The sequence below is a fragment of the Mesorhizobium sp. M0587 genome, assembly GCF_040320945.1.
Lineage (GTDB): Bacteria > Pseudomonadota > Alphaproteobacteria > Rhizobiales > Rhizobiaceae > Mesorhizobium.
The window spans coordinates 1-23,365 of record NZ_JAMYQP010000052.1 but is presented as its reverse complement, the minus strand read 5'-3'; the positions used below and the strand labels follow the sequence as shown (position 1 = coordinate 23,365).

24 protein-coding genes are annotated in these 23,365 nt (G+C 64.6%); 11 read left to right on the top strand and 13 right to left on the bottom strand.

Annotated features, from left to right (window positions below):
* Window positions 1-344: 344 nt before the first annotated feature.
* Entirely contained in the window at window positions 345-731 is a 387-nt protein-coding gene (locus tag NKI49_RS29830) for a DUF2794 domain-containing protein (RefSeq protein WP_352602596.1), read from the top strand.
* 116 nt (window positions 732-847) lie between these two features.
* Here the strand turns inward: NKI49_RS29830 and NKI49_RS29825 are convergent, their stop codons facing one another.
* The 4 genes from NKI49_RS29825 to NKI49_RS29810 form a co-directional block, all read right to left on the bottom strand.
* Window positions 848-1,420, bottom strand: a complete 573-nt coding sequence (locus NKI49_RS29825) for a GNAT family N-acetyltransferase (protein WP_352602598.1) — start codon at window positions 1,418-1,420, stop codon at window positions 848-850.
* 123 nt (window positions 1,421-1,543) lie between these two features.
* Entirely contained in the window at window positions 1,544-2,323 is a 780-nt protein-coding gene (locus tag NKI49_RS29820) for a Bax inhibitor-1/YccA family protein (protein ID WP_027027207.1), read from the bottom strand.
* Between the two features lie 238 nt (window positions 2,324-2,561).
* Window positions 2,562-5,111 (bottom strand): ABC transporter permease, encoded by a 2,550-nt coding sequence (locus NKI49_RS29815; RefSeq protein ID WP_352602600.1) that lies wholly within the window; start codon window positions 5,109-5,111, stop codon window positions 2,562-2,564.
* Complete coding sequence (locus NKI49_RS29810; RefSeq protein ID WP_352602602.1) at window positions 5,111-5,806, bottom strand: ABC transporter ATP-binding protein; 696 nt, start codon at window positions 5,804-5,806, stop codon at window positions 5,111-5,113. Before NKI49_RS29810 ends, NKI49_RS29815 begins: the two co-directional genes overlap by 1 nt.
* An 88-nt stretch (window positions 5,807-5,894) precedes the next feature.
* Here NKI49_RS29810 and NKI49_RS29805 point away from each other — a divergent pair, with 88 nt between their 5' ends.
* Window positions 5,895-6,539: an arylesterase gene (locus NKI49_RS29805; RefSeq protein WP_352602604.1), complete on the top strand. Its 645-nt coding sequence runs from the start codon at window positions 5,895-5,897 to the stop codon at window positions 6,537-6,539.
* Between the two features lie 128 nt (window positions 6,540-6,667).
* Window positions 6,668-7,264: an RNA 2',3'-cyclic phosphodiesterase gene (gene thpR / locus NKI49_RS29800; RefSeq protein WP_352602606.1), complete on the top strand. Its 597-nt coding sequence runs from the start codon at window positions 6,668-6,670 to the stop codon at window positions 7,262-7,264.
* Here thpR and NKI49_RS29795 read toward each other — a convergent pair.
* The gene (locus NKI49_RS29795; RefSeq protein WP_352602608.1) at window positions 7,168-7,686 is read right to left on the bottom strand and encodes a low molecular weight protein-tyrosine-phosphatase; all 519 of its coding nucleotides are present in this window, start codon (window positions 7,684-7,686) and stop codon (window positions 7,168-7,170) included. The genes thpR and NKI49_RS29795 overlap by 97 nt on opposite strands.
* Window positions 7,687-7,781: 95 nt before the next feature.
* Between NKI49_RS29795 and NKI49_RS29790 the strand changes: the two genes are divergently transcribed.
* Window positions 7,782-8,075: a 4a-hydroxytetrahydrobiopterin dehydratase gene (locus tag NKI49_RS29790; RefSeq protein WP_352602610.1), complete on the top strand. Its 294-nt coding sequence runs from the start codon at window positions 7,782-7,784 to the stop codon at window positions 8,073-8,075.
* A 311-nt stretch (window positions 8,076-8,386) separates the two neighbouring features.
* On the opposite strand, the gene NKI49_RS29785 is transcribed toward NKI49_RS29790, so the two are convergent.
* Window positions 8,387-8,554 (bottom strand): hypothetical protein, encoded by a 168-nt coding sequence (locus tag NKI49_RS29785; protein WP_081689606.1) that lies wholly within the window; start codon window positions 8,552-8,554, stop codon window positions 8,387-8,389.
* A gap of 311 nt (window positions 8,555-8,865) precedes the next feature.
* Here NKI49_RS29785 and NKI49_RS29780 point away from each other — a divergent pair, with 311 nt between their 5' ends.
* The 3 genes from NKI49_RS29780 to NKI49_RS29770 all read left to right on the top strand — a co-directional run bounded on the left by NKI49_RS29780 (window position 8,866) and on the right by NKI49_RS29770 (window position 11,936).
* Window positions 8,866-9,783, top strand: a complete 918-nt coding sequence (locus NKI49_RS29780) for an SMP-30/gluconolactonase/LRE family protein (RefSeq protein WP_352602612.1) — start codon at window positions 8,866-8,868, stop codon at window positions 9,781-9,783.
* 75 nt (window positions 9,784-9,858) lie between these two features.
* Window positions 9,859-10,080, top strand: coding sequence for a tautomerase family protein (locus NKI49_RS29775; RefSeq protein ID WP_352602614.1), 222 nt, complete (start codon window positions 9,859-9,861; stop codon window positions 10,078-10,080).
* A gap of 65 nt (window positions 10,081-10,145) precedes the next feature.
* A complete protein-coding gene (locus NKI49_RS29770) occupies window positions 10,146-11,936 on the top strand; it encodes an NAD(P)-binding domain-containing protein (protein WP_352602616.1) in 1,791 nt (596 codons plus the stop codon).
* A 38-nt stretch (window positions 11,937-11,974) separates the two neighbouring features.
* Here NKI49_RS29770 and NKI49_RS29765 read toward each other — a convergent pair whose 3' ends face one another.
* A complete protein-coding gene (locus tag NKI49_RS29765) occupies window positions 11,975-13,201 on the bottom strand; it encodes an amidohydrolase/deacetylase family metallohydrolase (RefSeq protein WP_352602618.1) in 1,227 nt (408 codons plus the stop codon).
* 34 nt (window positions 13,202-13,235) lie between these two features.
* Window positions 13,236-13,601, bottom strand: a complete 366-nt coding sequence (locus NKI49_RS29760; RefSeq protein ID WP_352602620.1) for a RidA family protein — start codon at window positions 13,599-13,601, stop codon at window positions 13,236-13,238.
* 208 nt (window positions 13,602-13,809) lie between these two features.
* Here NKI49_RS29760 and NKI49_RS29755 point away from each other — a divergent pair, with 208 nt between their 5' ends.
* The 3 genes from NKI49_RS29755 (at window position 13,810) to NKI49_RS29745 (ending at window position 15,370) form a co-directional block, all read left to right on the top strand.
* Window positions 13,810-14,295, top strand: a complete 486-nt coding sequence (locus NKI49_RS29755) for a hypothetical protein (RefSeq protein ID WP_352602622.1) — start codon at window positions 13,810-13,812, stop codon at window positions 14,293-14,295.
* A 110-nt stretch (window positions 14,296-14,405) separates the two neighbouring features.
* Window positions 14,406-15,161 carry a COG4280 domain-containing protein gene (locus tag NKI49_RS29750; protein ID WP_352602624.1) on the top strand — a complete coding sequence of 252 codons (756 nt, stop codon included), beginning with the start codon at window positions 14,406-14,408 and terminating at the stop codon, window positions 15,159-15,161.
* The gene (locus NKI49_RS29745; protein ID WP_352602626.1) at window positions 15,158-15,370 is read left to right on the top strand and encodes a hypothetical protein; all 213 of its coding nucleotides are present in this window, start codon (window positions 15,158-15,160) and stop codon (window positions 15,368-15,370) included. Before NKI49_RS29750 ends, NKI49_RS29745 begins: the two co-directional genes overlap by 4 nt.
* Before the next feature lie 169 nt (window positions 15,371-15,539).
* Here NKI49_RS29745 and NKI49_RS29740 read toward each other — a convergent pair whose 3' ends face one another.
* On the bottom strand, window positions 15,540-15,968 hold the full coding sequence (locus NKI49_RS29740) for an Lrp/AsnC family transcriptional regulator (RefSeq protein ID WP_352602628.1): 429 nt from the start codon (window positions 15,966-15,968) through the stop codon (window positions 15,540-15,542).
* 122 nt (window positions 15,969-16,090) lie between these two features.
* Between NKI49_RS29740 and NKI49_RS29735 the strand changes: the two genes are divergently transcribed.
* Window positions 16,091-17,194 carry a saccharopine dehydrogenase family protein gene (locus tag NKI49_RS29735; protein ID WP_352602630.1) on the top strand — a complete coding sequence of 368 codons (1,104 nt, stop codon included), beginning with the start codon at window positions 16,091-16,093 and terminating at the stop codon, window positions 17,192-17,194.
* 516 nt (window positions 17,195-17,710) lie between these two features.
* On the opposite strand, the gene lpdA is transcribed toward NKI49_RS29735, so the two are convergent.
* The 4 genes from lpdA to NKI49_RS29715 form a co-directional block, all read right to left on the bottom strand.
* Window positions 17,711-19,120, bottom strand: a complete 1,410-nt coding sequence (gene lpdA / locus NKI49_RS29730; RefSeq protein WP_352608341.1) for a dihydrolipoyl dehydrogenase — start codon at window positions 19,118-19,120, stop codon at window positions 17,711-17,713.
* A 234-nt stretch (window positions 19,121-19,354) separates the two neighbouring features.
* Window positions 19,355-20,683, bottom strand: a complete 1,329-nt coding sequence (locus NKI49_RS29725) for a dihydrolipoamide acetyltransferase family protein (RefSeq protein WP_352608343.1) — start codon at window positions 20,681-20,683, stop codon at window positions 19,355-19,357.
* A gap of 11 nt (window positions 20,684-20,694) precedes the next feature.
* Complete coding sequence (locus NKI49_RS29720; protein WP_352608345.1) at window positions 20,695-21,708, bottom strand: alpha-ketoacid dehydrogenase subunit beta; 1,014 nt, start codon at window positions 21,706-21,708, stop codon at window positions 20,695-20,697.
* 3 nt (window positions 21,709-21,711) lie between these two features.
* A complete protein-coding gene (locus tag NKI49_RS29715; protein ID WP_352608347.1) occupies window positions 21,712-22,944 on the bottom strand; it encodes a thiamine pyrophosphate-dependent enzyme in 1,233 nt (410 codons plus the stop codon).
* Window positions 22,945-23,365 lie beyond the last annotated feature (421 nt).

The following is a 23,365-nucleotide window of genomic DNA, read 5'->3' as shown; positions in this document are numbered from 1 at the left end:
CGGTCATTTAGGTTTTGGGATCGTCGCACCTGGTTTTTCCGAGGAAAAACCGAGGTTGGTTCGATCCGACGCAGACCCGTGGGCGGGGGGCTTGGGGTTTACGAGCCGGTGCCGGACCGAACCGTCTCAGGCAACGCCGGTAAATTCGTCGGACATTGGGGCATGAGCGCGGATAAAAAATGGCGAGAATGTGGCGAAGCATCACCAATTCCAACATGCGTTTCACAAACGTGACTGGACGCCGCGGAAACAGCGCGGCGCCGTGCTGCTTCGCCGGGCCTTGCAATTCCACCGCGAACGCGCCAACTTTGGTTGGCAAAGATTCATTTTTGAAGGATCGAGGCATGACCGATCACGGCGGCGGGACGGAGGATGGGGACGCATCCGCAATACTGATCCCGCTGCACGAGGCACGGAGCGAGCGCCTCGACCAGCCGGTGCGCTTCGACCGGCGTGAACTGGACCAGATTCTTCGGCTCTATGGACGCATGGTCGCCGCCAATGAATGGCGTGACTATGCCATCGATCATCTCACTGACAGGGCTGTGTTTTCCGTCTTCCGCCGCGCCAGCGAGGTGCCGCTGTTCCAGATCGTCAAGGATCCGAGATTGGCTCGCAAGCAAGGCGCCTTCGCCGTCGTCGCGGCGGGCGGTCGCATCCTGAAGCGCGGCCAGGAGCTTGGCCGCGTGCTTGGTGTGTTCGACAGCAAGCTGAAGCTGGTCGAGGCCTGAGCTGGGGAACTGAGGAATTGGAGAACTGGAGAATTGGAGAATTGGAGAATTGGAGATAGGCAAAACAACGCCTGATGTAGCCGCCGTTTTCTTCAATTCTTCAGTTCTTCAATTCCTCAGTTCATTTCCCCGCGGAATTTCCGTTCCGGCAGAGAGTCCGGCTCGGGCGGGACTGAAGCCCCGCCATTCAGCGACAGCTGCATGAACACCGTGTCCAGCCAGCGCCCGTGCTTGTAGCCGGAGCCTTCGAGCCGGCCCGAATGACGAAAGCCGAGCTTTTCGTGCAGCCGCACCGAGGCACTGTCCGGCCGGCCGTCGCCGATCACCGCGACGATCTGGCGAAAGCCCGCCGCACCAACCGCCGCGATCAGGCTTCGCATCAGCTCGAGGCCGACGCCCTGGCCTTTTGCCGCGGGCGCGACATAGACGGAATCCTCGACGATGAAACGATAGGCCGGACGCGGCCGAAAGGCGCCGGCATAGGCATAGCCGAGCACGGCACCATCCTTTTCCGCCACCAGATAGGGAAAGCCGCCGGCCAGCAAACTGTCGAATCGCCTGCCCATCTCGGCACGGCTTGGCGGCTCCAGTTCGTAGCTCGCCGTGCCGTGATTTACCGCGTCGGCGTAGATTTCGGTGATGGCGGCAAGGTCGGCCGAGGTCGCCACCCGTATCACGATATTGCTCATTCTTTATGCAAGCCTTCTGTCTGCCTCGGACAACAGCAAATGCCGGCCCAAAAAGAAAGGGCGGCCGTTGGGCCGCCCTTTCCAAACTCGATGGTCCAGTCAGACCATGATGCGAGCCAGGCCCTAACGGCGGTCGCCCATGAACTGGAGCAGGAACATGAACAGGTTGATGAAGTCGAGATAGAGCGTCAGCGCGCCCATGATGGCCTTGCGGCCGGCGACATCGGAAGCGTCGCCCTCGAAATACATCTCCTTGATCTTCTGCGTGTCATAGGCGGTGAGGCCGGCGAAGACCAGCACGCCGATCGCCGAAACGGCGAAGGACAGCGCCGACGACTGCAGGAAGATGTTGATCACCGACGCGATGATGATGCCGAACACGCCCATGATCAGGAACGAGCCCATCGCCGTCAGGTCGCGCTTGGTCGTGTAGCCGAACAGCGACAGCGCGCCGAAAGCGGCGGCGGTGGCGAAGAAGGTCTGCGAGATGCTGGCCGTGGTGTAGACCAGGAAGATCGACGACAGCGACAGGCCGACGAGGCCGGCATAGACCCAGAACGTCGTCTGCGCGGCCGAAACGCTCATCGACTGGACGCGGAACGACAGGAACAGCACGGCGGCTAAGGGGGCCAGCATCACCACCCAGCGCAGCGGCGAGCCGAAGATCGCATAGCCGAAGGACGTCAGCATTTCGCCGCTCGGCAGCGTTGCGACGGCCGAAGCCGGATCGGTGGTGGTGGCCAGCATGATCGTGCCGATCGCGGCAAGCCCGGTGATGAGGAGGCCGAGCCCCATCAGATTGTAGACCTTGATCATGTAGGCGCGCAGGCCCTGATCGATGTCGGCACCGACGCCGACGCCGGGCACGGCGCGCGTCTGGTAGTTGCGAATGGGATCAGCCATTGTAGTCCTCTATTGCTTCTGCCCCGTCCGGTGTCAGGTCCGTCAGGACCCAGGCGCCGCTGGCAGGGCTCCAGCATGCCTGTGGCGAAATATGATGGTTATTCGCGTCAAGAACAAGACCATGACCGGGTGTAATGCTTCGTGAGGCGCCTCCGGCCCGACTTTTCGGCTTTTTGCGGCGGAACATTACTGCGATTTAATCAAATCCGGCCGCTGGCACGTGGGAATCACGCGAGACTCAGAGGTTGCGCAACACCGGCGCGGCCTTGTGGCCGAGCACCCGCCAAGTGCCGGCGAGACCGATGCCGACGGTGATGACCAGCGAGAAGACGATGGTCGCCACCGCCACCTCGGGCATGAAATGCGATGGCAGCGTCATGATGCGCGCGACGACGAACCAAGCGGCGGCACCACCCGCCGCCAGGGCGAAGACCGCGGTGGCCAGCCCGATCAGCATATACTCGAGCGAGAAGGCGGCGATCAGCGTCCGCCGCGTCGCGCCAAGCGTCTTCAGCACCACCGCGTCATGGATACGCGCCCGGTTGCCGGCGGCAAGCGCGCCGGCCAGCACCAGCACCGAGGCGATCAGCGCCACCCCGGCCGCCGCCCGGATCGCCGTGCCGAGCTGCCCCACCAGCCGGTTGACGACATCGAGCGCGTCCTTGACCCGCACCGTCGTGACCGCCGGGAAGGCGCGGGTGACGGCATTGAGGATACGGGCGTCGTCTGCCGCGGAGGCGCTCTTTTCGGTCAGCGTCGCCAGCCAGCCATGCGGGGCACCCGCGAATGTATTGGGCGAAAACACCATGACGAAATTGATGCCCATCGTCTCCCATTCGACCTCGCGGAAATTGGCGATCCTGGCGGTCACGTTGCGGCCGAGCACATTGACGGTGATCGTATCGCCAAGTTTCAGGCCGATTTCCTTGCCTTCCTTGTCGGAAAACGAAACCAGCGGCTCGCCGGTGTAATTTTCCGGCCACCAGCTGCCCTGGGTCAGCGTCGTATTTTCCGGCTGCTTGGCGTCATAGGTCAGGCCGCGGTCGCCTTTCAGCACCCAGGCACCCTCGGCCGGCACCTTGACCTTGTCGACGGCGACGCCGTTGAGCGCCATCACCCGGCCGCGCAGCATCGGCACCTTGACCAGTGCTCCCTCTGGCGCTTGCCTGCCGACCAGCTCGGAGAACGCATCGACATCGCTGCTCTGGATGTCGACGAAGAAGAAGTTCGGCGCCCGCTCCGCCAGACTGCCGGAAATCTGGCGCCTGAGATTGCCGTCGATCAGCGCCAGCGTCACAAGCAGCGTCAGCCCGAGCCCCAGCGACAGCACCACGGACGGCGTCAGGGCGCCGGGCCGGTGGATATTGCCGACGGCGAGCCGCAGCGCCACGAAGCGCACGCGCGGGCTCCTCTTCGCCGTCCATTGCACCAACTCGCCGACAAGGCGCAGCACCAGGAAGGCGAAGATCGTGGCGCCGACGAAGATCAAGGCGATGCGGCGGTCGCCTGAGGACAAGATCGCCAGCGCTGACAGCAGCAACGTTATGCCGATGGCCGCCACGGTATAGATGGGGCGGGGAAAGCCGCGGCCTTCCAACCCCATCTCGCGAAACAGCGCGGTCGCCGGCACGTCGCGGGCGCGCCCGAGCGGCAGCAGGGCGAAGGCCAGCGTCACCAGAAACCCGAACAGCGCCGCCATGCCGAGCGCGCCGGGATAGAAGCCGCCTTGCGCCGGCACGGGAATGACGGACTGAAGCGCGGCACTTGCCGCGAACGGCATCAGCGCGCCGAGCACCAGGCCGAGCACAATGCCGAGCGCCGCGATGATCAGTATCTGCACCAGGTAGACGGCGAAGACGAAGCCGCCCGACGCGCCCAGGCTCTTGAAGGTGGCGATGACGCCGCGCTTGCCGTCGAGATAGGCGCGCACCGCATTGGCGACGCCGACGCCGCCGACCACCAGTGCCGTCAGCCCGACCAGCGTCAGGAATTGCGAGAAGCGTTCGATATTGGAGGACAGCGCCGGTGCGGCATTGCTGCGCGTGCGGATCGACCAGCCGGCCTCCGGGAAATCCTTGGCGGCCTGATCCTGGATGGCCTTGAGCCGCGCCTCATCGGCGTCGGCGGGCAGCCGGACCTTGTAGGCGTTCTCGACCAGGCTGCCCGGCTGGATCAGTCCGGAAGCGGCCAGCCCCTCATTCGAAATCATCAGCCTTGGCGCGAAGCCGAATCCGTCCGACACAGCATCCGGTTCGGTGACCAGCCTGGCGCGCAGTTCGAAAGTGGCGGTGCCGAGCTTCAGGCGGTCGCCGATCTTGATGTGCAGCCGTTCGAACAGCAGATCGGGTGCCGCGGCGCCGAAGACGCCGAATTGTTCGCCGAACAGTTCCTGCTTCGACAGCGCGGGTTCGGTTTCCAGGACGCCGTAGAGCGGGTAGGCATCGTCGACCGCCTTGGCCTCGACCAGCGCCTGATCGGATCCGTCGGCGAGACGCGCCATCGAGCGCATGCTGGCGGTTCTGGATATCGCACCCAGCCCGTCGAGGAAGCCGCGCTCCGGCTGGCTGGCGTCACGCTGGTTGATCTGGAAGCGGAGATCGCCGCCAAGCAGCGTCTGGCCCTGATTGGCGACACCGGCGGTAATGGAGCGCGCCACCGAATTGACGCCGCCGATCGCCGCGACGCCGAGGGCGATGCAGGCGAGGAAGATCAGGAAACCGGACAGGCCGCCGCGCATCTCGCGCAGCGAAAAGCGGACAGCGAGCCTCAGCGTCTGCGTCAGCGGCATCAGGCGCCGACCTTGGTCTGTGCCGGCGTCTCGATGCGGCCGGAGCGCATCGAGACCTGGCGCGAGCAGCGCGCCGCGAGTGCGGGATCATGGGTGACCAGCACCAGCGTCATGCCGCGTTCGGCGGCCTTGGCGAACAGCAGGTCGGCGACCTGCCGCCCGGTCGCCTGGTCGAGATTGCCGGTCGGCTCGTCGGCGATGAGAATGCGCGGCGACGGCGCCAGCGCGCGGGCGATCGCCACGCGCTGCTGCTCGCCGCCCGACAGTTCGCCGGGATAGTGGGTTACGCGATCGCTCAGGCCGACGGCCGCAAGCTCCCGCGCCGCCACCGAAAACGGATCGGCATGGCCGGCCAGCTCCAGCGGCACCGCGACGTTTTCGAGCGCCGTCATGTTGGGAATGAGGTGGAATGATTGGAATACGATGCCGATGTTTCGGCCCCGAAACGAAGCGATCTGGTCCTCGCTTTTGCCGTTGAGCAATGCGCCGGCGATTCGCACCGTTCCCGAATCGACCCTTTCCAGACCCGCCAGCACCATCAGCAATGTCGATTTTCCCGAGCCCGAAGGACCGACGATGCCGGTCGCCTCGCCATGCGCCACCTCGAGGCTGACACCCTTCAGCACATGAACGGACGAAGCCCCTTCGCCAAGGGTCAGGGACACGTCTTTCAGCGCGATGACGGCTTCTGTCAAAATAAAAGCATCCTATATGGGAAAATGAAGGCTCTGCTTGCCGGAGGCCGTCGCCGGAAGAATTCCTTGGTCATATGGGGGCTGCCGCATGTCTTTCAAACGCCTGATGGCCGCAGGCCTGATCCTTTTCCTCGCCATTTGCGGCGCCATTTCGTCGGCCGGGGCCGAGCCGTTCAAGATCGTCGGCTTCGGTGACAGCCTGATGGCGGGCTTTGGCCTCGGACCGGACGAAGGCTTCACCGACAAGCTCCAGGCAGCGTTGCGCGCCAAGGGCCACGACGTGACCGTCGCCAATGCCGGCGTCTCGGGCGACACGACCAGTGGCGGCCTGTCGCGGCTCGACTGGTCGGTGCCGGACGGCACCCAATTGGTCATCCTCGAGCTCGGCGCCAACGACATGCTGCGCGGAATCGCGCCCGGTATCACCAAAAAGAACCTGGATGACATGCTGGCCAAGCTGCGAGAGCGCAAGATCGCCGTACTGCTCGCAGGCATGCGCGCCGCGCCGAACCTCGGCGCCGACTATCAGAATGCCTTCGATGCCATCTACCCCGACCTTGCCAGCAAGTACGGTGTCGCGCTCTACCCGTTCTTTCTCGACGGCGTCGCCGGTCAGGCTGGCCTGCAGCTCGAGGATGGCCTGCATCCAAGCGCCCGAGGTGTCGACCAGATGGTCGAACGCATCCTGCCCGCGGTCGAAAAGGCCATCGCGGCGGTGCCGAAAGGTTCATGAGGCCGGATCGGAACCATTTTCCGCTGCGGAAGCTTTTATCAAAGCCTGCGACCAACAAACCTCTTGCTCCATTTGATTATCGATGATTCGCTATGGTGTCAGTTCGATTCGAGGAAGGGAGGCTCTTCATGCCGCGTCTTTTCACCGCCCTCGAAATTCCGCGTGACGCCGCTCTTTCGCTGTCCCTGCTGCGGGGCGGCCTGCCAGGCGCCCGCTGGATAGACGTCGAAAACTACCATCTGACCCTGCGCTTCATCGGCGATGTCGAGGGCCATGTCGCCGACGAGATCGCCAATGCGCTCGATCGTGTCCACCGCCCTTCCTTCTCGCTGGCACTGTCCGGCGTCGGTGCTTTCGGCCAGAAGAAGCCGCATGCCGTGTGGGCGGGCGTTTCCGCCTCTCCCGATCTGGCAGCGCTCCAGGCCGAGATCGAGCGCATCTGCCAGCGCCTCGGCATTCCCGCCGACCCGCGCAAGTTCATGCCGCATGTGACGCTGGCGAGACTGCGCAATTCAAGCCCTCTGGATGTCGCCCAATATCTGTCGGCGCGCGGCAATTTCTCGACGCTGCCATTCCGCATCAGCCGCTTCGTCTTGATGTCGTCGCGCGATTCGGTCGGCGGCGGACCCTATATCGTCGAGGAAGCCTGGCCGCTGTCCGGCACCGATGCCCGCGCCGCCAGCCGTGCCGCCAGCGCCTCCGACGCCTCGCGGATCATGCGGTAGACCTCGGCGAAGGCCTCCGGCCCATCGTAATAGGGATCCGGCACGTCGCGTATCTTGCCCTGCGCGAACTCCAGGAACAGATGGATACGGTCGCGCATGGCTGCCGGTGCTAACGCTTTCAAATCAGCGACATTCGACCGGTCCATGCCGAAGATCAGGTCGAAGCGGGAGAAATCCGGCGGCGTGATCTTGCGCGCCCGCTGTCCGGAAATGTCGAGGCCATGGCGCAATGCAACCGCGACCGAGCGCGGATCGGGAGCGGAGCCGACCTCCCAGCCGCCGGTTGCGGCTGAATCGAGCAGGATATCCCGCCCCTGACTCCGCTCCGCCAGCACGGCGCGAAAGATACCTTCCGCCAGCGGCGACCGGCAGATGTTGCCGAGGCAGACGAAAAGAATGGAGTTTATCGGCTTCGCGTTCATCGATCGGCGTTGTCTGTGCATCCCGAAACCGCAACGAATTTTGGGCGACATGCATTATGGTAAGGGTCACTTCGGCAATAGCACGGGAAATCGACATGACGAGAGACAAACTGGGCAAGGACGCGATCGCCGAGGCATTGGCCGGCCTCGAAGGCTGGTCGCTGGCCGCCGACGACGCGGCGATCAAGCGGATCTTCACGTTCAAGAATTTTTCCGAGGCCTTCGCCTTCATGACCCGCGTCGCGCTGGCCGCCGAGAAGATGGACCACCATCCGGACTGGTCAAACGTCTACAAGACGGTCGACGTGACGCTGAACACCCATGACGCCGGCGGCGTGACCGCGCTCGACATCGAGCTGGCGAAGAAGATGAACCGCTTTGCCGGTTAGTCGTAGCCCGTCGACGCAGGCCCTGGCTTAGTCTCAAGGCGAGCCACGCAGCGGCGCGCCGGCCCTTGTGATCGACTGATGACGTCGACCAAAGAACGCGGCGGGTCAGCTTAGCGACCCGACAGCGCCAATCAACCCGAGCGCACGGCGGAACAAATCCCGCCCCGTTGCGGGCGCTCGTAAATCACGGCACAATCCTGGGGGTTCTTGCGATGGAGTCGCTCCAAGACGGCAAATGTGAGATGCGTTCGCCAATCGCAGGGGTCTGCCCGCAGATTTGGCTGCGTTCTCTTGGCGATCGGGCGGCGGGCTTAGCCGTAGATCTGCTTGTGGATCTGGTACAGCATCTCTGAGCGATCGGCGCGCATGTCGGCGAGATCGCGGCTGGAAAAGCTGTCGATTTCGGCGACGAGACGGTTGTAGTGCTTGCGCTTGGCGATGCTGGTGCGAGCGCGGTTCATAAGATCGTTGAAGACCATAGCAAGGTTCCTTCTCTGCCGCGTTCTGAGCGGCCGGTTCTTCCTCCCTTGATCGATACGGAACATGACATAGTAATGGTGCATTGCAAAAAGAAGATGTTGCAATGCACCATTGCGCTGGACGCATAGCCGGTTAAGGGCGTCCTAACGGATCGTTTCCGGTGAAGCGGCGTCGCGTTTATCTGCGCCCGAGCGTCTTCGTTCGGTTTTGTCTTACAAATTCTGGAGACGCTGCCGTCATCGATCTTGCCATATCGATCGCCGGCTGGCTTGATCGCGCAGGGAGAGTGCCAAGCCACCGGAGGAAATGAATGGCCGCCGCCGACTACGAAATTATCGATCCGCGTTTTGCGCGGCTGTTCAACGGCAATGCGCAAGTGGAGAAGCTGTTCACGGGGTGCAAATGGTCGGAAGGACCGGCCTGGTTCGCCGCCGGCCGTTACGTCGTCTGGTCGGACATCCCGAACAACCGCATGCTGCGCTATGACGAGACGGATGGCAGCGTGAGCGTCTTCCGGCAGCCGTCGGGCAATTCCAACGGCAATACCGTCGACCGGCAGGGCCGGCTGGTCACGTGCGAGCATTCGGGCCGCCGCGTCAGCCGCACCGAGCATGACGGCTCGGTCACCACCATCGCCGCCAAATGGAAGGGCAAGCGGCTGAACTCACCCAACGACGTGGTGGTGAAGTCCGACGGCTCGATCTGGTTCACCGATCCGAGCTACGGCATCGACACCGACTATGAGGGCGACAAGGCCGAAAGCGAGATCGGCGCCTGCTACGTCTACCGCGTCGATCCCGGTACGGGCGAGATCGAGGCCGTGATCACCGACATGGTCAGGCCGAACGGGCTTGCCTTCTCGCTCGACGAGAGCAAGCTCTACGTCGTCGACACCGGGCGCACGCATGGCGCGCAGAATCCGGCGCATATGCGGGTGTTCGATGTGGACGAGGGCGGCAAGAGGATCTCGGGCGGCGAGGTCTTCGCCGACTGCACCGCCGGCCTGTTCGACGGTTTCCGGCTCGACGAGGACGGACGTATCTGGACAAGCGCTGCCGACGGCATCCATTGCTATGACCCCGACGGCACGCTGATCGGCAAGGTCAAGGTGCCCGAGGTGACCGCCAACTGCGTGTTCGGCGGTGCCAAGCTGAACTGCCTCTATATCGCCGGCACCACCTCGCTCTACGCGGTCCGGCTGATGGTGAACGGGGCGAAGACTTTTTGAACTGATCGCGGCGCAAGTGCCGGCGACTGTTCGACAGTTCGCCGGTGGCGACCGCGAACATGCTGGGAGGACGTCATGCCATTTGTCAACATCCGCATCGTCAAGGAAGTGATCGCCGCCGATCCGGCGGGCAAGAAGGCCGACATAGCCAAAAGAGTAACGGCAGCCATCATGGACGCCACCGGACTGAGCAATGACGATGTCTGGGTGGTCTTCGAGGAGGTCAATGCCCGTGACTGGTTCGTCGGCAAGACCGATGTCGAGACCTTGCGAGGCAATCCCCGGACGCGGGCGTAGAGCTCTTTGTTTTGCGCAATTCCCGATGTGCCGCGCGTGCGGCGTGTTTGCAGAAAGGGGAAGAAATGCTCGAAATGACGCCATCGAAACAGGCAGCCGCATGGTTGGCATCCTTTGCCCATGCGCTCGAAGCCGGCGACGTGGCGACGGCGGGCACCCTGTTCGGCGACGATTGCTACTGGCGCGACCTTCTGACCTTCACCTGGAACATCAAGACCATGGAAGGCCGCGAGGCGATCGCGGACATGCTCGAGGCGACGCTGGCGACAGCGAAGCCGACCGCATGGCAGCTCGCCGGCGAGGCGACCTCGGATGAAGGCACCATAGAGGCCTGGTTCAATTTCGAAACGGCGGTCGCCAGGGGACAAGGCATCGTGCGCCTGCGCGATGGCCGCTGCCGGACTCTGTTCACCGCGATGACCGACCTGAAAGGGTTCGAGGAGCGCAAGGGAGCGGAGCGGCCGCTCGGCGTGCGCCACAAGGCGGACCCCGAGCGCGAGACCTGGTCGGAGGCCCGGGCGCGCGAGACGCGCGAACTCGGCGCTTCGGAGCAGCCCTATTGCCTGGTCATCGGCGGCGGCCAGGGTGGCATCATGCTTGGCGCGCGGCTGCGGCAGCTCGGCGTACCGGCGATCGTCGTCGAAAAGAACGCCCGGCCCGGCGATTCCTGGCGCAACCGCTACCGCACGCTCGTGCTCCACGACCCCGTCTGGTACGACCACCTGCCCTACATCCCGTTCCCGGAAAACTGGCCGGTGTTCACGCCCAAGGACAAGATGGGCGACTGGCTGGAAATGTACACGCGCGTCATGGAGCTCAACTACTGGGTCGCCACCAAGTGCCTCGGCGCCTCCTATGACGAGGCCGAGAAGGCCTGGACCGTGGTGGTCGATCGCGTCGGCCGGCGCATCACGCTTAAGCCGAAGCACATCGTCTTTGCCACCGGCGCCTACGGCCCGCCACGAAAGATCGACCTAGTCGGCGCCGACCGGTTCAAGGGCGAGTTGCTGCACTCCAGCCAGTATTCCAGCGGCGAGAAGTTCCGCGGCAAGAAGGTTGCCGTCATCGGCGCGGCAAGTTCGGGGCACGACGTCTGCGTCGATCTCTGGGAAAGCGGCGCCGAGGTGACCATTATCCAGCGCTCGCCGACGACCGTGGTCAAGTCGGACACGCTGATGGAGGTCGGCTTCGAGATTTTTTCGGAGAGTGCGCTGGCGCGCGGCATCACCACCGAGAAGGCCGATATGATCGTCGCCTCGACGCCCTTCGCGCTGGTGCCCAAGGGCCAACGTGCGCTTTATGACGTCATCCGCGCGCGCGACGCGGCTTTTTACGAGCGGCTCAGCGCCGCCGGCTTCGCCCTCGATTTCGGCGACGACGAGACCGGCCTGCTGATGAAGGCCTACCGCACCGGCTCGGGCTACTACATCGATGTCGGCGCTTCGGACCTGATCATCGACGGCAAGATCGGTATCCGCAGCGGCGTGGCGATCAAGTCGCTGACGCCGACAGGCATCCTTTTCGAGGACGGCACCGAGCTTGAGGCCGACGCCATCATCGCCTGCACCGGCTACCAGTCGATGAACGAGAACGTCGCGGCGATCGTCTCGCGCGAGGTCGCCGACAAAGTTGGCCCGTGCTGGGGCCTCGGCTCGGGCGTGAAGGGCGATCCCGGGCCCTGGCAGGGCGAATTGCGCAACATGTGGAAACCGACGGCACAGGAAGCGCTGTGGTTCCACGGCGGCAATCTGGCGCTGTCGCGCTTCTATTCGAAATATGTGGCGCTGCAGATCAAAGCGCGGATGGAAGGGATTGCGACGCCGGTTTACGGGGCGGTCAGTAACGCTGGACGGTGAAGCTGCCGATCTCCCCCACGAGGGGGGAGATTGGCTAATCATCGCCCGAAATGCTTCGCCGCCACCTCGACATGCGTATGTCCCACATGCGCCTCGAAACGTTCGGTCTCGCCGAGGTCGTTCATGGCCTCGTTCGGCCACCAGGTGCCGCCGATGACGATGCCTTCGCAAACCAGCCGCTGGTCGGCGACTAGCGATGCGCCGACCGCGTCGACGAAGGTGAAGCGGCCCGGGCGCTGGCGAAGCACGGCGACGTCGCCGACGGTGCCCACCGCCAGCGTGCCGAGATCAGGCCGCGCGATCGCCTGCGCCGGTCCCTGCGTCGCGGCGCGCAATACCTCGACCAGCGGCATGCCGAGCGCCAAGAGCTTCGACATGCAGACCAGAATGTCGAAGGCCGGCCCGTCGACGCAGTAGAGATGCACGTCGCTCGAGATGACGTCGGGCGCCAATCCGTCAGCCAGCATCGCCCGTGCGATGTCGAAGTCGAACGAACCCATGCCGTGGCCGAGATCGAAGATGACGCCGCGCTCGCGCGCCAGCCGCATGTCGGGCCGCACCGCTCCGGAGGCGAACACCGGCGCGTTGGGAAACGGCCGGAAGCAATGAGTGAGGATGTCGCCCTTGCGCAGGCGCGGCAGCACTTCCGAGCGGCCGGGCGGCGGTTCGTCTATATGCGCCATCAGCGGCAGGCCTGATTTGTCCGCTGCCTCCAGCGCCAGATCGACCGGGGCGATGCCGCTGGTGCCGCCGGCATGGCGGCCCGAGCGGACCTTGACGCCGACGACTACGTCCGCGTGCTCGCGCGCCGCCGCGACCACCTCGCGCGGTTCGCAGAGCCTGAGATCGCTGCACTCGCCGACCGAGACGCTCTGCGAGAAGCCGAAGATGCCGGCAAACGAAATGTTGACATAGGCCAGGATGCGCACCTTCGAGCGCTCCATGACGTGACGGCGGAAGCCGAGGAAATTGCCCGCGCCCGCACTGCCCGCGTCGATGAAGGTGGTGGTGCCGCTCTTGGCGGCAAGGCGATCGGCATCCACGCCGAGCGAGGTGCCGCCCCAATAGACGTGGCTGTGCAGGTCGACGAGGCCGGGCGCGACAATGCAGCCGCCGGCATCCACGACCCGTGCGGCGCTGTCCGCCGGGATATCCGCGTCCACCGCGGCGACACGGCCGTTGGCGATGGCGACATCGCGCGGGGCGTCGAGCCCGGCTGCCGGATCGATCAGCCGTCCGCCCTTCAGCAGGAGGTCGAATTGCATTGGCGTAACCTCCGATTTGCCGCCTCGGACTCTGTCAGGCAGGCCGGTAGGCGACGGCTTCGACTTCGATCTTGATGTCGATCATCAGCCGCGACTCGACCGTGGTGCGCGCCGGCGGATTCTTCGGGAAATGCCTGGCATAGACGGCGTTGAACGCGCCGAAATCGCGCGCGTCCTCGAGCCAGACGGTGGTCTTGACGACATCGTCCAGCGTACAGCCGGCCAGCGCCAGCGCGGCCTTCAGGTTGGCAAGCACCTGTTCGGTCTGTTCGGATATGCCGCCCTTGACCACGATGCCATCGCTGCCGACCGGAACCTGCCCGGAGGCATAGACGAAATCGCCGGCCCGCACGGCGGGCGACAGCGGCACATGGGACGTGCCAAAACACTGCTTGGGCAAGGCGTAACCTCCTCTCGATGGCGGGCGCCATTGCGGCGCCTGCTTCGGCCGAGATTTACCGCGATCGAGGCAATCCCGATAGAGGTCTTGTTGGAAAGCAACATTTTTCGCAACAATCCATGTTGCTTTATTACAGAAGCGCTTGCATCGTGCGAAGCTGCCGGGCGGCGTTAAGGCCGCCACGCATTTCCAGCCGGGAGCCCCCAGAATGACCTTCGACAAGAACCCGTTTCCCGCCGGCGACGCCGACCGCCACGCGCTTTGGGAAATGCTGGTGCGGCGCGATATCGACGCTTTCATCGGCCAGGACTGGTCGATGGTCGAGCATGATTTCGTCGCCGAAAGCTTCTTCGGCATGCATGCCCATTTCCTCAGCAATGCCGACGCCTGGCGGCTGGAGTTCCCGAGGTTGGAAATCTATCGCGACGAGTGGCTGCGCCAGGCCAAGGAGACCGCGGCGACGGAATTCGCCGAGCCGCTGCGCGAAGCGCTGTTCCGCGTCACCAATCTGCGCGACATCGATGTCGACGGCGACCGCGCCGTGCTGCACAAGAAATTCGACGGCTCCATCGCCAAGGCGGATGGCGGCATCGACAGGTTGAAATGGCAGACGCTGTATTTCTGCGCCAAGCTCGGCGGCAGCTGGAAGATCACAGGCTTCGTCGGCTACATGCCCTACCCGCTGGGCGGCTAGGCGTCACCAAAACATTCGCGATTGGCCGAAGACACGATTTGCGAAATTCGCTGTCGAGCGCCGCCGCGAGGTCTATGCTAGGAAAGCAAGCTGCAACCCACCGGCAGGCCATGACCAATCTCGCACCCCTGGTTTCGACCGTCAGCGCGGCCTTTCTCGGCTCTTTCGTCGAGGTGGTCGAGGCCTTCACGATCGTGCTTGCGGTCGGGTTGACCCGAGGCTGGCGGCCGGCATTGACCGGTGCGGCGCTGGCACTGGCGGCCCTGGCGGCGTTCGTGCTGGCTTTTGGACCGTTGCTGGCGCTTGTTCCCATCACCACGCTGCAATTCGTGGTCGGCGTCTTGCTCATCCTGTTCGGCATGCGCTGGCTGCGCAAGGCGATCCTGCGCAGTGTCGGGATTGTGCCCTTGCATGACGAGGAGGCCGCGTTCTCGAACGAGACCGCCGCACTTCGCCGGCAGGCCGGTGATCGCCGGGCGGACTACCTGGCCGGGCTTGCGGCGTTCAAGGCGGTGCTGCTGGAAGGCGTCGAAGTGGTGTTCATCGTCATCGCGGTTGGCGGTGCCCATGGACAGACGCTCGCCGCCGGCCTCGGCGCGCTGGCGGCATTCCTGCTGGTGATGATGATCGGTCTTGCCGTACATCGCCCACTGGCTCGCGTTCCCGAAAATGCCTTGAAGTTTGTCGTCGGCCTGATGCTGACCAGCTTCGGCATTTTCTGGACCGGTGAAGGTCTCGGTGCCGACTGGCCCGGCGCCGATCTCGCCTTGCTGGCGATCTTCGCCGTCGTTGCGCTTGCATCCCTGGCCATCGTCCGCTGGCTGCGCGACGCCCGTCCCGCTCCGGCCGGAGGAAACCTTCGATGAACATCGTGCATATGGCTGCCAAGGAGTTCGTCGGCATGTTCATCGACGATGGCAGCCTGGCACTGCTGGCGCTGGTCCTGATCGCGGGGATCGCGGCAGCGGTGAAGCTGCTGGCGCTGCCGCCACTTCTTGGCGGCATCCTGCTGCTGATTGGCTGCTTGGTCATTCTTGCGCAGAGCGTGCGGCGAGCCGCATTGCGGCTGCCATGATCAGTGGTTGATCAGTAGAGCGATGCGACTTCCGGATCGTTTTGCCGGCGGCTGGTCGAAGGCATGAAACAGCGCCGACATCGCGCATGATTTGAAGACAAGGCCGGCGCGCGCAAGGCACGGTTCACCGGCGCCGGGTTGATAGCCGGCAAACACCGGCCGACCACGCTCAGCGGTCGATGCGCGTCGACAGGATGATCGACGACAAGGTCCGCTCGACCCCGTCCATGGCGCCGATCTGGTCGATCAGCGTATCAAGGTCGCGGATCGACGGCGCGTCGACGATGACGATCATGTCGAAATTGCCGCTGACCGAATGCAGCGTCCGGACCGGCGCCAGCGCCCGCAGGCCGCGCACCACCTTGTCGGCGAGCTTGGGCGTCACGGTGAGCAGCACATGCGCCCGCACCAGTCCCTGCTCATAGTCGGGCGCCAGTCTGACGCCATAGCCGGTGATGATACCGCGCTGCTCAAGCCGCTCGATCCGGCTCTGGACGGTTGTGCGCGACACACCAAGCCTGCGCGCCAGTTCGGCGGTCGAGGCGCGCGCGTTCTCGCGCAGCAGGGAAAGCAGGGCCTGTTCGGCATCGCTGAGCATTTCGACGATTCCTATCGGCATATCGTGCAAATCGGAGTTTCGTTTCGTACAATTCCACGCTTCCTTTCGACGAGCAAGTTGCGATTCTTATGGATACATCAGTCAGACGCGAGGGATCGGTCATGAAGAAAATCGTTGTAGTCGGCGCCGGCAAGATCGGCTCGACCATCGCGGAGATGCTCGCCGCGACCGGCGACTTCTCCGTCACCTTGGTCGACCGCTCGGCAGCGCAGTTTGCCGCGGCCGAATTGCCGGCCACTGTCGCCACGCTGGAACTCGACATCGAAGCCGCCGGCGCGCTCGAAGCGGCGCTTGCCGGCAAGTTCGCCGTGCTCAGCGCCGCCCCATTCCATCTGACGACGCGCATCGCCGAGGCGGCGGCAAGCGCCGGCGTGCACTATCTCGACCTCACCGAGGACGTCGCCAGCACCAGGCGGGTCAAGGAATTGGCCCGTTCGGCCAAAAGCGCCTTCATCCCGCAATGCGGGCTGGCACCCGGCTTCATCTCGATCGTCGCCAACGATCTCGCCAGCCGCTTCGACACGCTGGAAAGCGTGCGCATGCGCGTCGGCGCCTTGCCGCAATACCCGTCAAACGCGCTGAACTACAATCTCACCTGGAGCACCGACGGCGTCATCAACGAGTATTGCGAGCCTTGCGAGGCGATCGTCGAGGGCGAGCTGGTCGAAGTGCCGCCGCTGGAGGAGCGCGAGGAGTTCTCGCTCGACGGCGTCACCTACGAAGCCTTCAACACCTCGGGCGGGCTGGGCACGCTGGCCGAGACGCTGAAGGGCAAGGTGCGCACGCTGAACTACCGCACCATCCGCTACCCCGGCCATGCCGCGATCATGAAGGCGCTGCTCAACGACCTTGGCCTGCGCCACCGCCGCGACGTGCTGAAGGACATTTTCGAGAGCGCCCTGCCGGCGACGCTTCAGGACGTCGTCATCGTCTTCGTCACCGTCTCGGGCCGCAAGAACGGCCGCCTGTTGCAGGAGACCTACGCCAACAAGGTCTATTCGAAGCGCGTCGGCGATGTGGTGCGCAGCGCCATCCAGATCACCACCGCGTCGGGCATCTGCGCCGTCCTCGACATGCTCGCCGACGGCAGCCTGCCGGCAACCGGCTTCGTCAAACAGGAAGACATCCCCCTCGACGCCTTCCTCGCCAACCGTTTCGGCCGCGCCTACGCCCAGCACGAGATGGTAAGCCGGCTCGCGAGCTGAGACGCCCGGGTAGGCTCGCGCCCTTCCTCTCCCCGTCTGGGACACGCCTTTCCTCTCCCCCGTCGATCGGGGGAGAGGTGGCCCGAAGGGCCGGAGTGGGGGTCGACCGGCCTCGACCGTTGTCGTTTCAAGCCGGCCTCGGCCTCATCAAGACCCTGGTTGTCAGCGGCGGCGCGGTTGACGAGCGCCTTCCCCCACTCCGTCGCTGCTTCGCAGCGCCACCTCTCCCCCCTCCGGAGGGAGAGGAAGGGCGCCTGGTTCGGCGAACGCACGTCCTTCCTCTACCCGTCGATAGGACACGCCCTTCCTCTCCCCCGTCGATCGGGGGGGAGGTGGCCCGAAGGGCCGGAGTGGGGGTCGACCGGCCTCGACCGTTGTCGTTTCAAGCCGGCCTCGGCCTCATCAAGACCCTGGTTGTCAGCGGCGGCGCGATTGAGGACCGCCTTCCCCCACTCCGTCGCTGCTTCGCAGCGCCACCTCTCCCCCCTCCGGAGGGAGAGGAAAGGAGCCTGGCCCTCAAATATGCAGCGCGTGCCCCAGCGCCTTCAGCGCCGCTTCCTGGAATCCCTCGCCTTGCGTCGGATGGGCGTGGATCGTTCCGGCGATGTCCTCCAGCCTCGCGCCCATTTCCAGCGCCAGCCCAAAAGCCGCCGACAGTTCCGACACGCCTTGCCCGACCGCCTGGATGCCGAGCACCAAGTGATTGTCCGCGCGGGCGACGACACGAACGAATCCATCCTCGCCGAGCTTCGTCATCGCCCGGCCATTGGCGGCAAATGGGAACGTCCCGATCTTGATCTCACCGAGAGCCTTGGCTTCTTCCGGCGACAGCCCAGCCGTCACCAGCTCCGGATCGGTGAAGCAGACGGCCGGGATCGACCGCTTGTCCCAGCTGCGCTTGTGGCCGGCGACGATCTCGGCGACCATTTCGCCCTGCGCCATCGCCCGGTGCGCCAGCATCGGCTCGCCGGTGACGTCGCCGATGGCAAAGATGCCGCGCATCGAGCTGCGGCACTGGTCGTCGATCTTGATGAATCGGCCCGCCATATCGAGGTCGATCTGGTCGAGCCCCCAGCCCTCGGTAACCGGCTTGCGCCCGACCGTGACCAGGATCTTCTCCGCGGCGACCCTGGCGCTCTTGCCATCCGAGGTCTCGACCAGCAGCGCGTCGCCTTTGTTCGCCTGTCCCTTGGTCGACAACCCCTTGGCCTTGGCGCCAGTCATCACCGCGATGCCGAGGGCGGCCAACCGCTTGACCACCGGCCGGGTGAGTTCGGCGTCATACTGCGCCAGCACGCGCGGCAAGGCTTCGACCACGGTCACATCGGCGCCCATTTTCGCGAAGGCCATGCCGAGCTCGAGGCCGATATAGCCGCCACCGACGACCGCGAGCTTTTTGGGGACCTCACTCAAAGCCAGTGCTTCCGTGGACGATATCACCGGCCCGCCAAAGGGAAGAAAAGGCAGTTCGACCGGCGCCGAGCCGGTGGCGATGACGATCGCTTCTGCGCGGATCACCTGGCTGCCCGTCTCGGTCTCGACGGCGACGGTCTTGCCGTCGCGGAATGTCGCCCATCCATGCACGGTCTTGACCCCGGCCTTCTTCAGCAGTCCGGCAACGCCGCTGTTGAGCCGGCTGACGATGCCGTCCTTCCAGGCGATGGTTTTGGCCAGGTCGAGCGCGGGTGCCGTGACCGAAATGCCGATCGGGCTGTCGCCGCCAACCATATCAGACACTTTCTCGAACTCTTCCGCCGCATGGATCAGCGCCTTGGACGGGATGCAGCCGACATTGAGGCAAGTGCCGCCCGGCCTGCCGGCCTCGACGATCACCGTATCGATGCCGAGCTGCCCAGCCCGGATGGCGCAGACATAGCCGCCCGGACCGGCGCCGATGACGAGCAGCTTGCAGGAGATCTCTTTCATTTTGCGACCCTTCGATGCGAGGGAATGTTCCGTCGCGATCCTTCACGCCCCCCTCTGCCTTGCCAGGCATCTCCCCCACGAGGGGGGAGATTGGCAGCGTCGTCGCTTCGCTCATTCCTGCAACGATGGAGATTGGCGAAAGCCGGCGTGACGTCCAATCTCCCCCCTTGTGGGGGAGATGCCTGGCAGGGCAGAGGGGGGCGCTGTCCCGCCGTCATCTCGGTCATCCGCCCCTCAATCCACGAAGATCAGCGCCGGCGTCTCCAGCAGCGCCTTGATGCGCTGCACGAACACCGCCGCGTCCCAGCCGTCGATCACCCGATGGTCGAAGCTGGACGACAGGTTAATCATCTTGCGCGGCATGAACTGGGTGCCGTCCCACACCGGCCGAACCATCATCTTGTTGACGCCGATGATCGCCACTTCCGGATGGTTGATGACCGGCGTCGTCGCCACGCCGCCCATGGCGCCGAGCGAGGTGATGGTGATGGTCGAGCCGGACAGCTCGTCGCGCGTCGCGGTACCGGACTTGGCCGCCTCCGCCAGCCTGACAACCTCTGCGCCGCACTCCCAGATATCCAGCGCTTCCGCATGTTTGACCACCGGCACCACCAGCCCCGACGGCGTCTGCGCGGCGATGCCGATATGGATACCGCCATGCTGGTGGATGATGCCGGCGTCGTCGTCGAACAGCGAATTGAGGTTGGGCTGGTCCGATATCGCCTTGACCATCGCCCGCATCAGGAACGGCAGCAGGGTCAGCTTCGGCCGCTCCCCACCACCCTTGGCTCCGCGCTTTTCCTTGTTGAGCGCGGCGCGCAAATCTTCGAGCGCGGTGACGTCGATCTCCTCGACATAGGTGATGTGCGGGATGCGCGATTTGGACAATGACATCTTCTCGGCGATCTTGCGCCGAAGCCCAACCACCTTGATGTCCTCGATCGCATCGTTGCGGGCGAGGCCGGATGTCCTGGCAAGCTGCGGACCGCGCGCCAGGAACGCCTCGATATCCTCGTGGCCTATGCGACCGGCCGGGCCGCTTCCCGCTACCTGCCTGAGATCGATGCCGGCTTCTTTCGCCCGCAGGCGGACGGCGGGGGAGGCCAGAGGCTTTTCGCCTTCCGGTCGCGGACCGCCATGGGCGGAAGACTGCCCGGCGCCTTTCGAAATCAAAGGGGCGGATTTGACGTCGGTTCCGCCGACCTTCGGCGAGAGCTTCGCGGTCGGCGCAACCAATTCGGGCTTCGGGGTCGGCAGCTTGGTCGGCGGCTCGGCGGCCACCGCTTCTCCCTGATCTCCTTGCGGCTTCACATTCCCCTCGTCCGCCACCTTCAGCCGGACGATGGGTGAACCGATCGCCACCGTGTCGCCGATCTCGGCGCCCAGCCACAGGATCTCGCCATCGACAGGCGACGGGATTTCGACCGTCGCCTTGTCGGTCATGACGGCGGCAAGCACGGTATCCTCGCGCACGATATCGCCGATCTTCACATGCCATTCGACGAGCTCGGCTTCGGCGACCCCTTCGCCGACATCGGGCAGCTTGATGATGTGTTCGCCCATCCCAGGCCTCCCTAGGCTTCCAGTGTTTCGATGAGCGCGCGGCCGACACGGGCAGGACCGGGAAAATAGTCCCATTCCTGCGCATGCGGGTAGGGCGTGTCCCAGCCGGCGACCCGCGCCACCGGCGCCTCCAGATGGTAGAAGCAGTTTTCCTGCACCAGCGCCGACAGTTCGGCACCGAAGCCCGAGGTCAGCGTCGCCTCGTGCACGATGACGCAGCGCCCGGTCTTCTTGACCGACGCCACGATCGTATCGAGATCGAGCGGCAGCAACGTCCTGAGGTCGATGATCTCGGCATCGATACCGGTCTCCTCGACGGCGGCTTGCGCGACATAGACCATGGTGCCGTAGGCGAGCACCGTAACGGCCGAGCCCGCCCTGCGGATCACCGCCTTGCCGAGCGGCACGGTGTAGTGGCCGTCGGCGACCTCGCCGAGGTCATGCTTCGACCACGGCGTCACCGGCCGGTCGTGATGGCCGTCGAAGGGACCGTTGTAAAGCCGCTTCGGCTCGAGGAAGATCACCGGATCGGGATCCTCGATCGCCGCGATCAACAGTCCCTTGGCGTCATGTGGGTTGGATGGAACCACGGTCTTCAAGCCCGATACATGGGTGAACAGCGCTTCCGGGCTCTGGCTGTGCGTCTGGCCGCCGAAGATGCCGCCGCCGGTCGGCATCCGCACCACGATCGGGCAGGTGAAATCGCCGTTCGAACGGTAGCGCAGCCGCGCCGCCTCCTGGGTCAGCTGGTCGTAGGCCGGATACATGTAGTCGGCAAACTGAATTTCCACGCACGGCTTCAGCCCATAGGCGGCCATGCCGATGGCCGAGCCGACGATGCCGGATTCGTTGATCGGCGCATCGAAACAGCGGCTCTTGCCGTATTTGGCCTGCAGGCCCTGCGTGCAACGGAAGACACCGCCGAAGAAACCGACGTCCTCGCCATACACGACGACGCGTTCGTCGCGCCCCATCGACACGTCCATGGCATCCCGGATGGCCTCGATCATGGTCCGTCTCGGCATCGCTCAGACTCCTGCCTGCTGGCGCTGGCGCCTGAGATGCGGCGGCATCTCGGCATAGAGGCCCTCGAACATGTCGCGCGTCGACGGCTTGCCGCCGGCATGCAGCGTGCCGTGGCTTTCCGCTTCCTTCTGCGCCGCGATCACGGTGTCGAGGATTTCCGCCTCGGCCTGCGCATGCCGCTCGTTCGACCAGACGCCGAGCTGGATCAGATGGTTCTTCAGCCGCACGATCGGGTCGCCGAGCGGCCATGCGTCGGATTCGGTCTTCGGCCGATAGGCGGAGGGGTCGTCCGAGCTCGAATGGGCGCCGGCGCGATAGGTGACATATTCGACCAGCGTCGGCCCGAGATTGCTGCGCGCGCGCTCCGCCGCCCACTTTGCCACGGCGTGGACGGCGAGGTAATCGTTGCCGTCGACGCGCAGCGACGGGATGCCGAAGCCGAGGCCTCGCGCGGCAAATGTACCCGACCCGCCGCGCGCAATGCCTTGAAAAGTCGAGATCGCCCACTGGTTGTTGACGACGTTGAGCACGACAGGGGCCTTGTAGGTGGAGGCGAACACCAGCGCCGAATGGAAGTCGGACTCGGCCGTCGAGCCGTCGCCGATCCAGGCCGCCGCGATCTTCGAATCGTTCGAGATCGCCGAAGCCATCGCCCAGCCGACCGCCTGGATGTACTGCGTCGCCAGATTGCCCGAGATCGAGAAGAAGCCGTGCTCCTTCGACGAATACATGATCGGCAATTGCCTTCCCTTCAGCGGGTCGGCCTCGTTGGAATAGATCTGGTTCATCATCGTGACCATCGGATAGTTGTCGGCGATGAGCAGCCCAGCTTGTCGATAGGTCGGGAAATTCATGTCGCCAGGCGCCAGCGCCTTGCGGAAGGCGCAGCTCACCGCTTCTTCGCCGAGATGCTGCATGTAGAAGGACGTCTTGCCCTGGCGCTGCGCCATCTGCATGCGCGCGTCGAAAGTCCGCAGCGTCATCATGTGGCGCAGGCCCGCCAGCAGCTCGTCGTTCGAAAGCAGGCCGGCCCAGGGGCCGACGGCTTCGCCGTTGCGGTTCAGCACGCGGATGATCGAGAAAGCCATGTCGCGGATGGTGCGCGGATCGACATCGATCTCGGGGCGCGGCACCGAGCCGGCATTGGCGATGGTCACATTGGAGAAGTCAGGCGTTCCGCCCGGCCGCACTTCCGGCTCCGGAACGTGAAAACGCAACATCCCAGCATCGGCCATGACCTTTGTCCTCCAATGTTGCCTGGCGCCGATATTTGCACATCCGCGCCCCAGGCCAGAGCGAATTCGTCGGGCAAGCCTCCATCGTCGGTCCCGGCCGCGCCGGCCGATGCAGCCTCCCGCCCACAAGATGAAGATATGTCGGCGAAATTTCTTGTCGATGTTGGGCGACGGCGCGCAATTTGGCGCAAGGTTGAGCAAGGTTTGCCGGAAGATAAGGTGATTGGCCGCAAAGCCTGGGTTCCTCGCCCACTTCCAAACCTCCGGGGGAGAGGAAGGGCGCCTGGTTTGGCGAAGGCACGTCCTTCCTCCACCCGTCGATAGGACACGCCCTTCCTCTCCCCCGTCGATCGGGGGAGAGGTGGCCCGAAGGTCCGGACTGGGGGTCGACCCCGCTCGACCGTTGTCGGTTAAAGCCGGC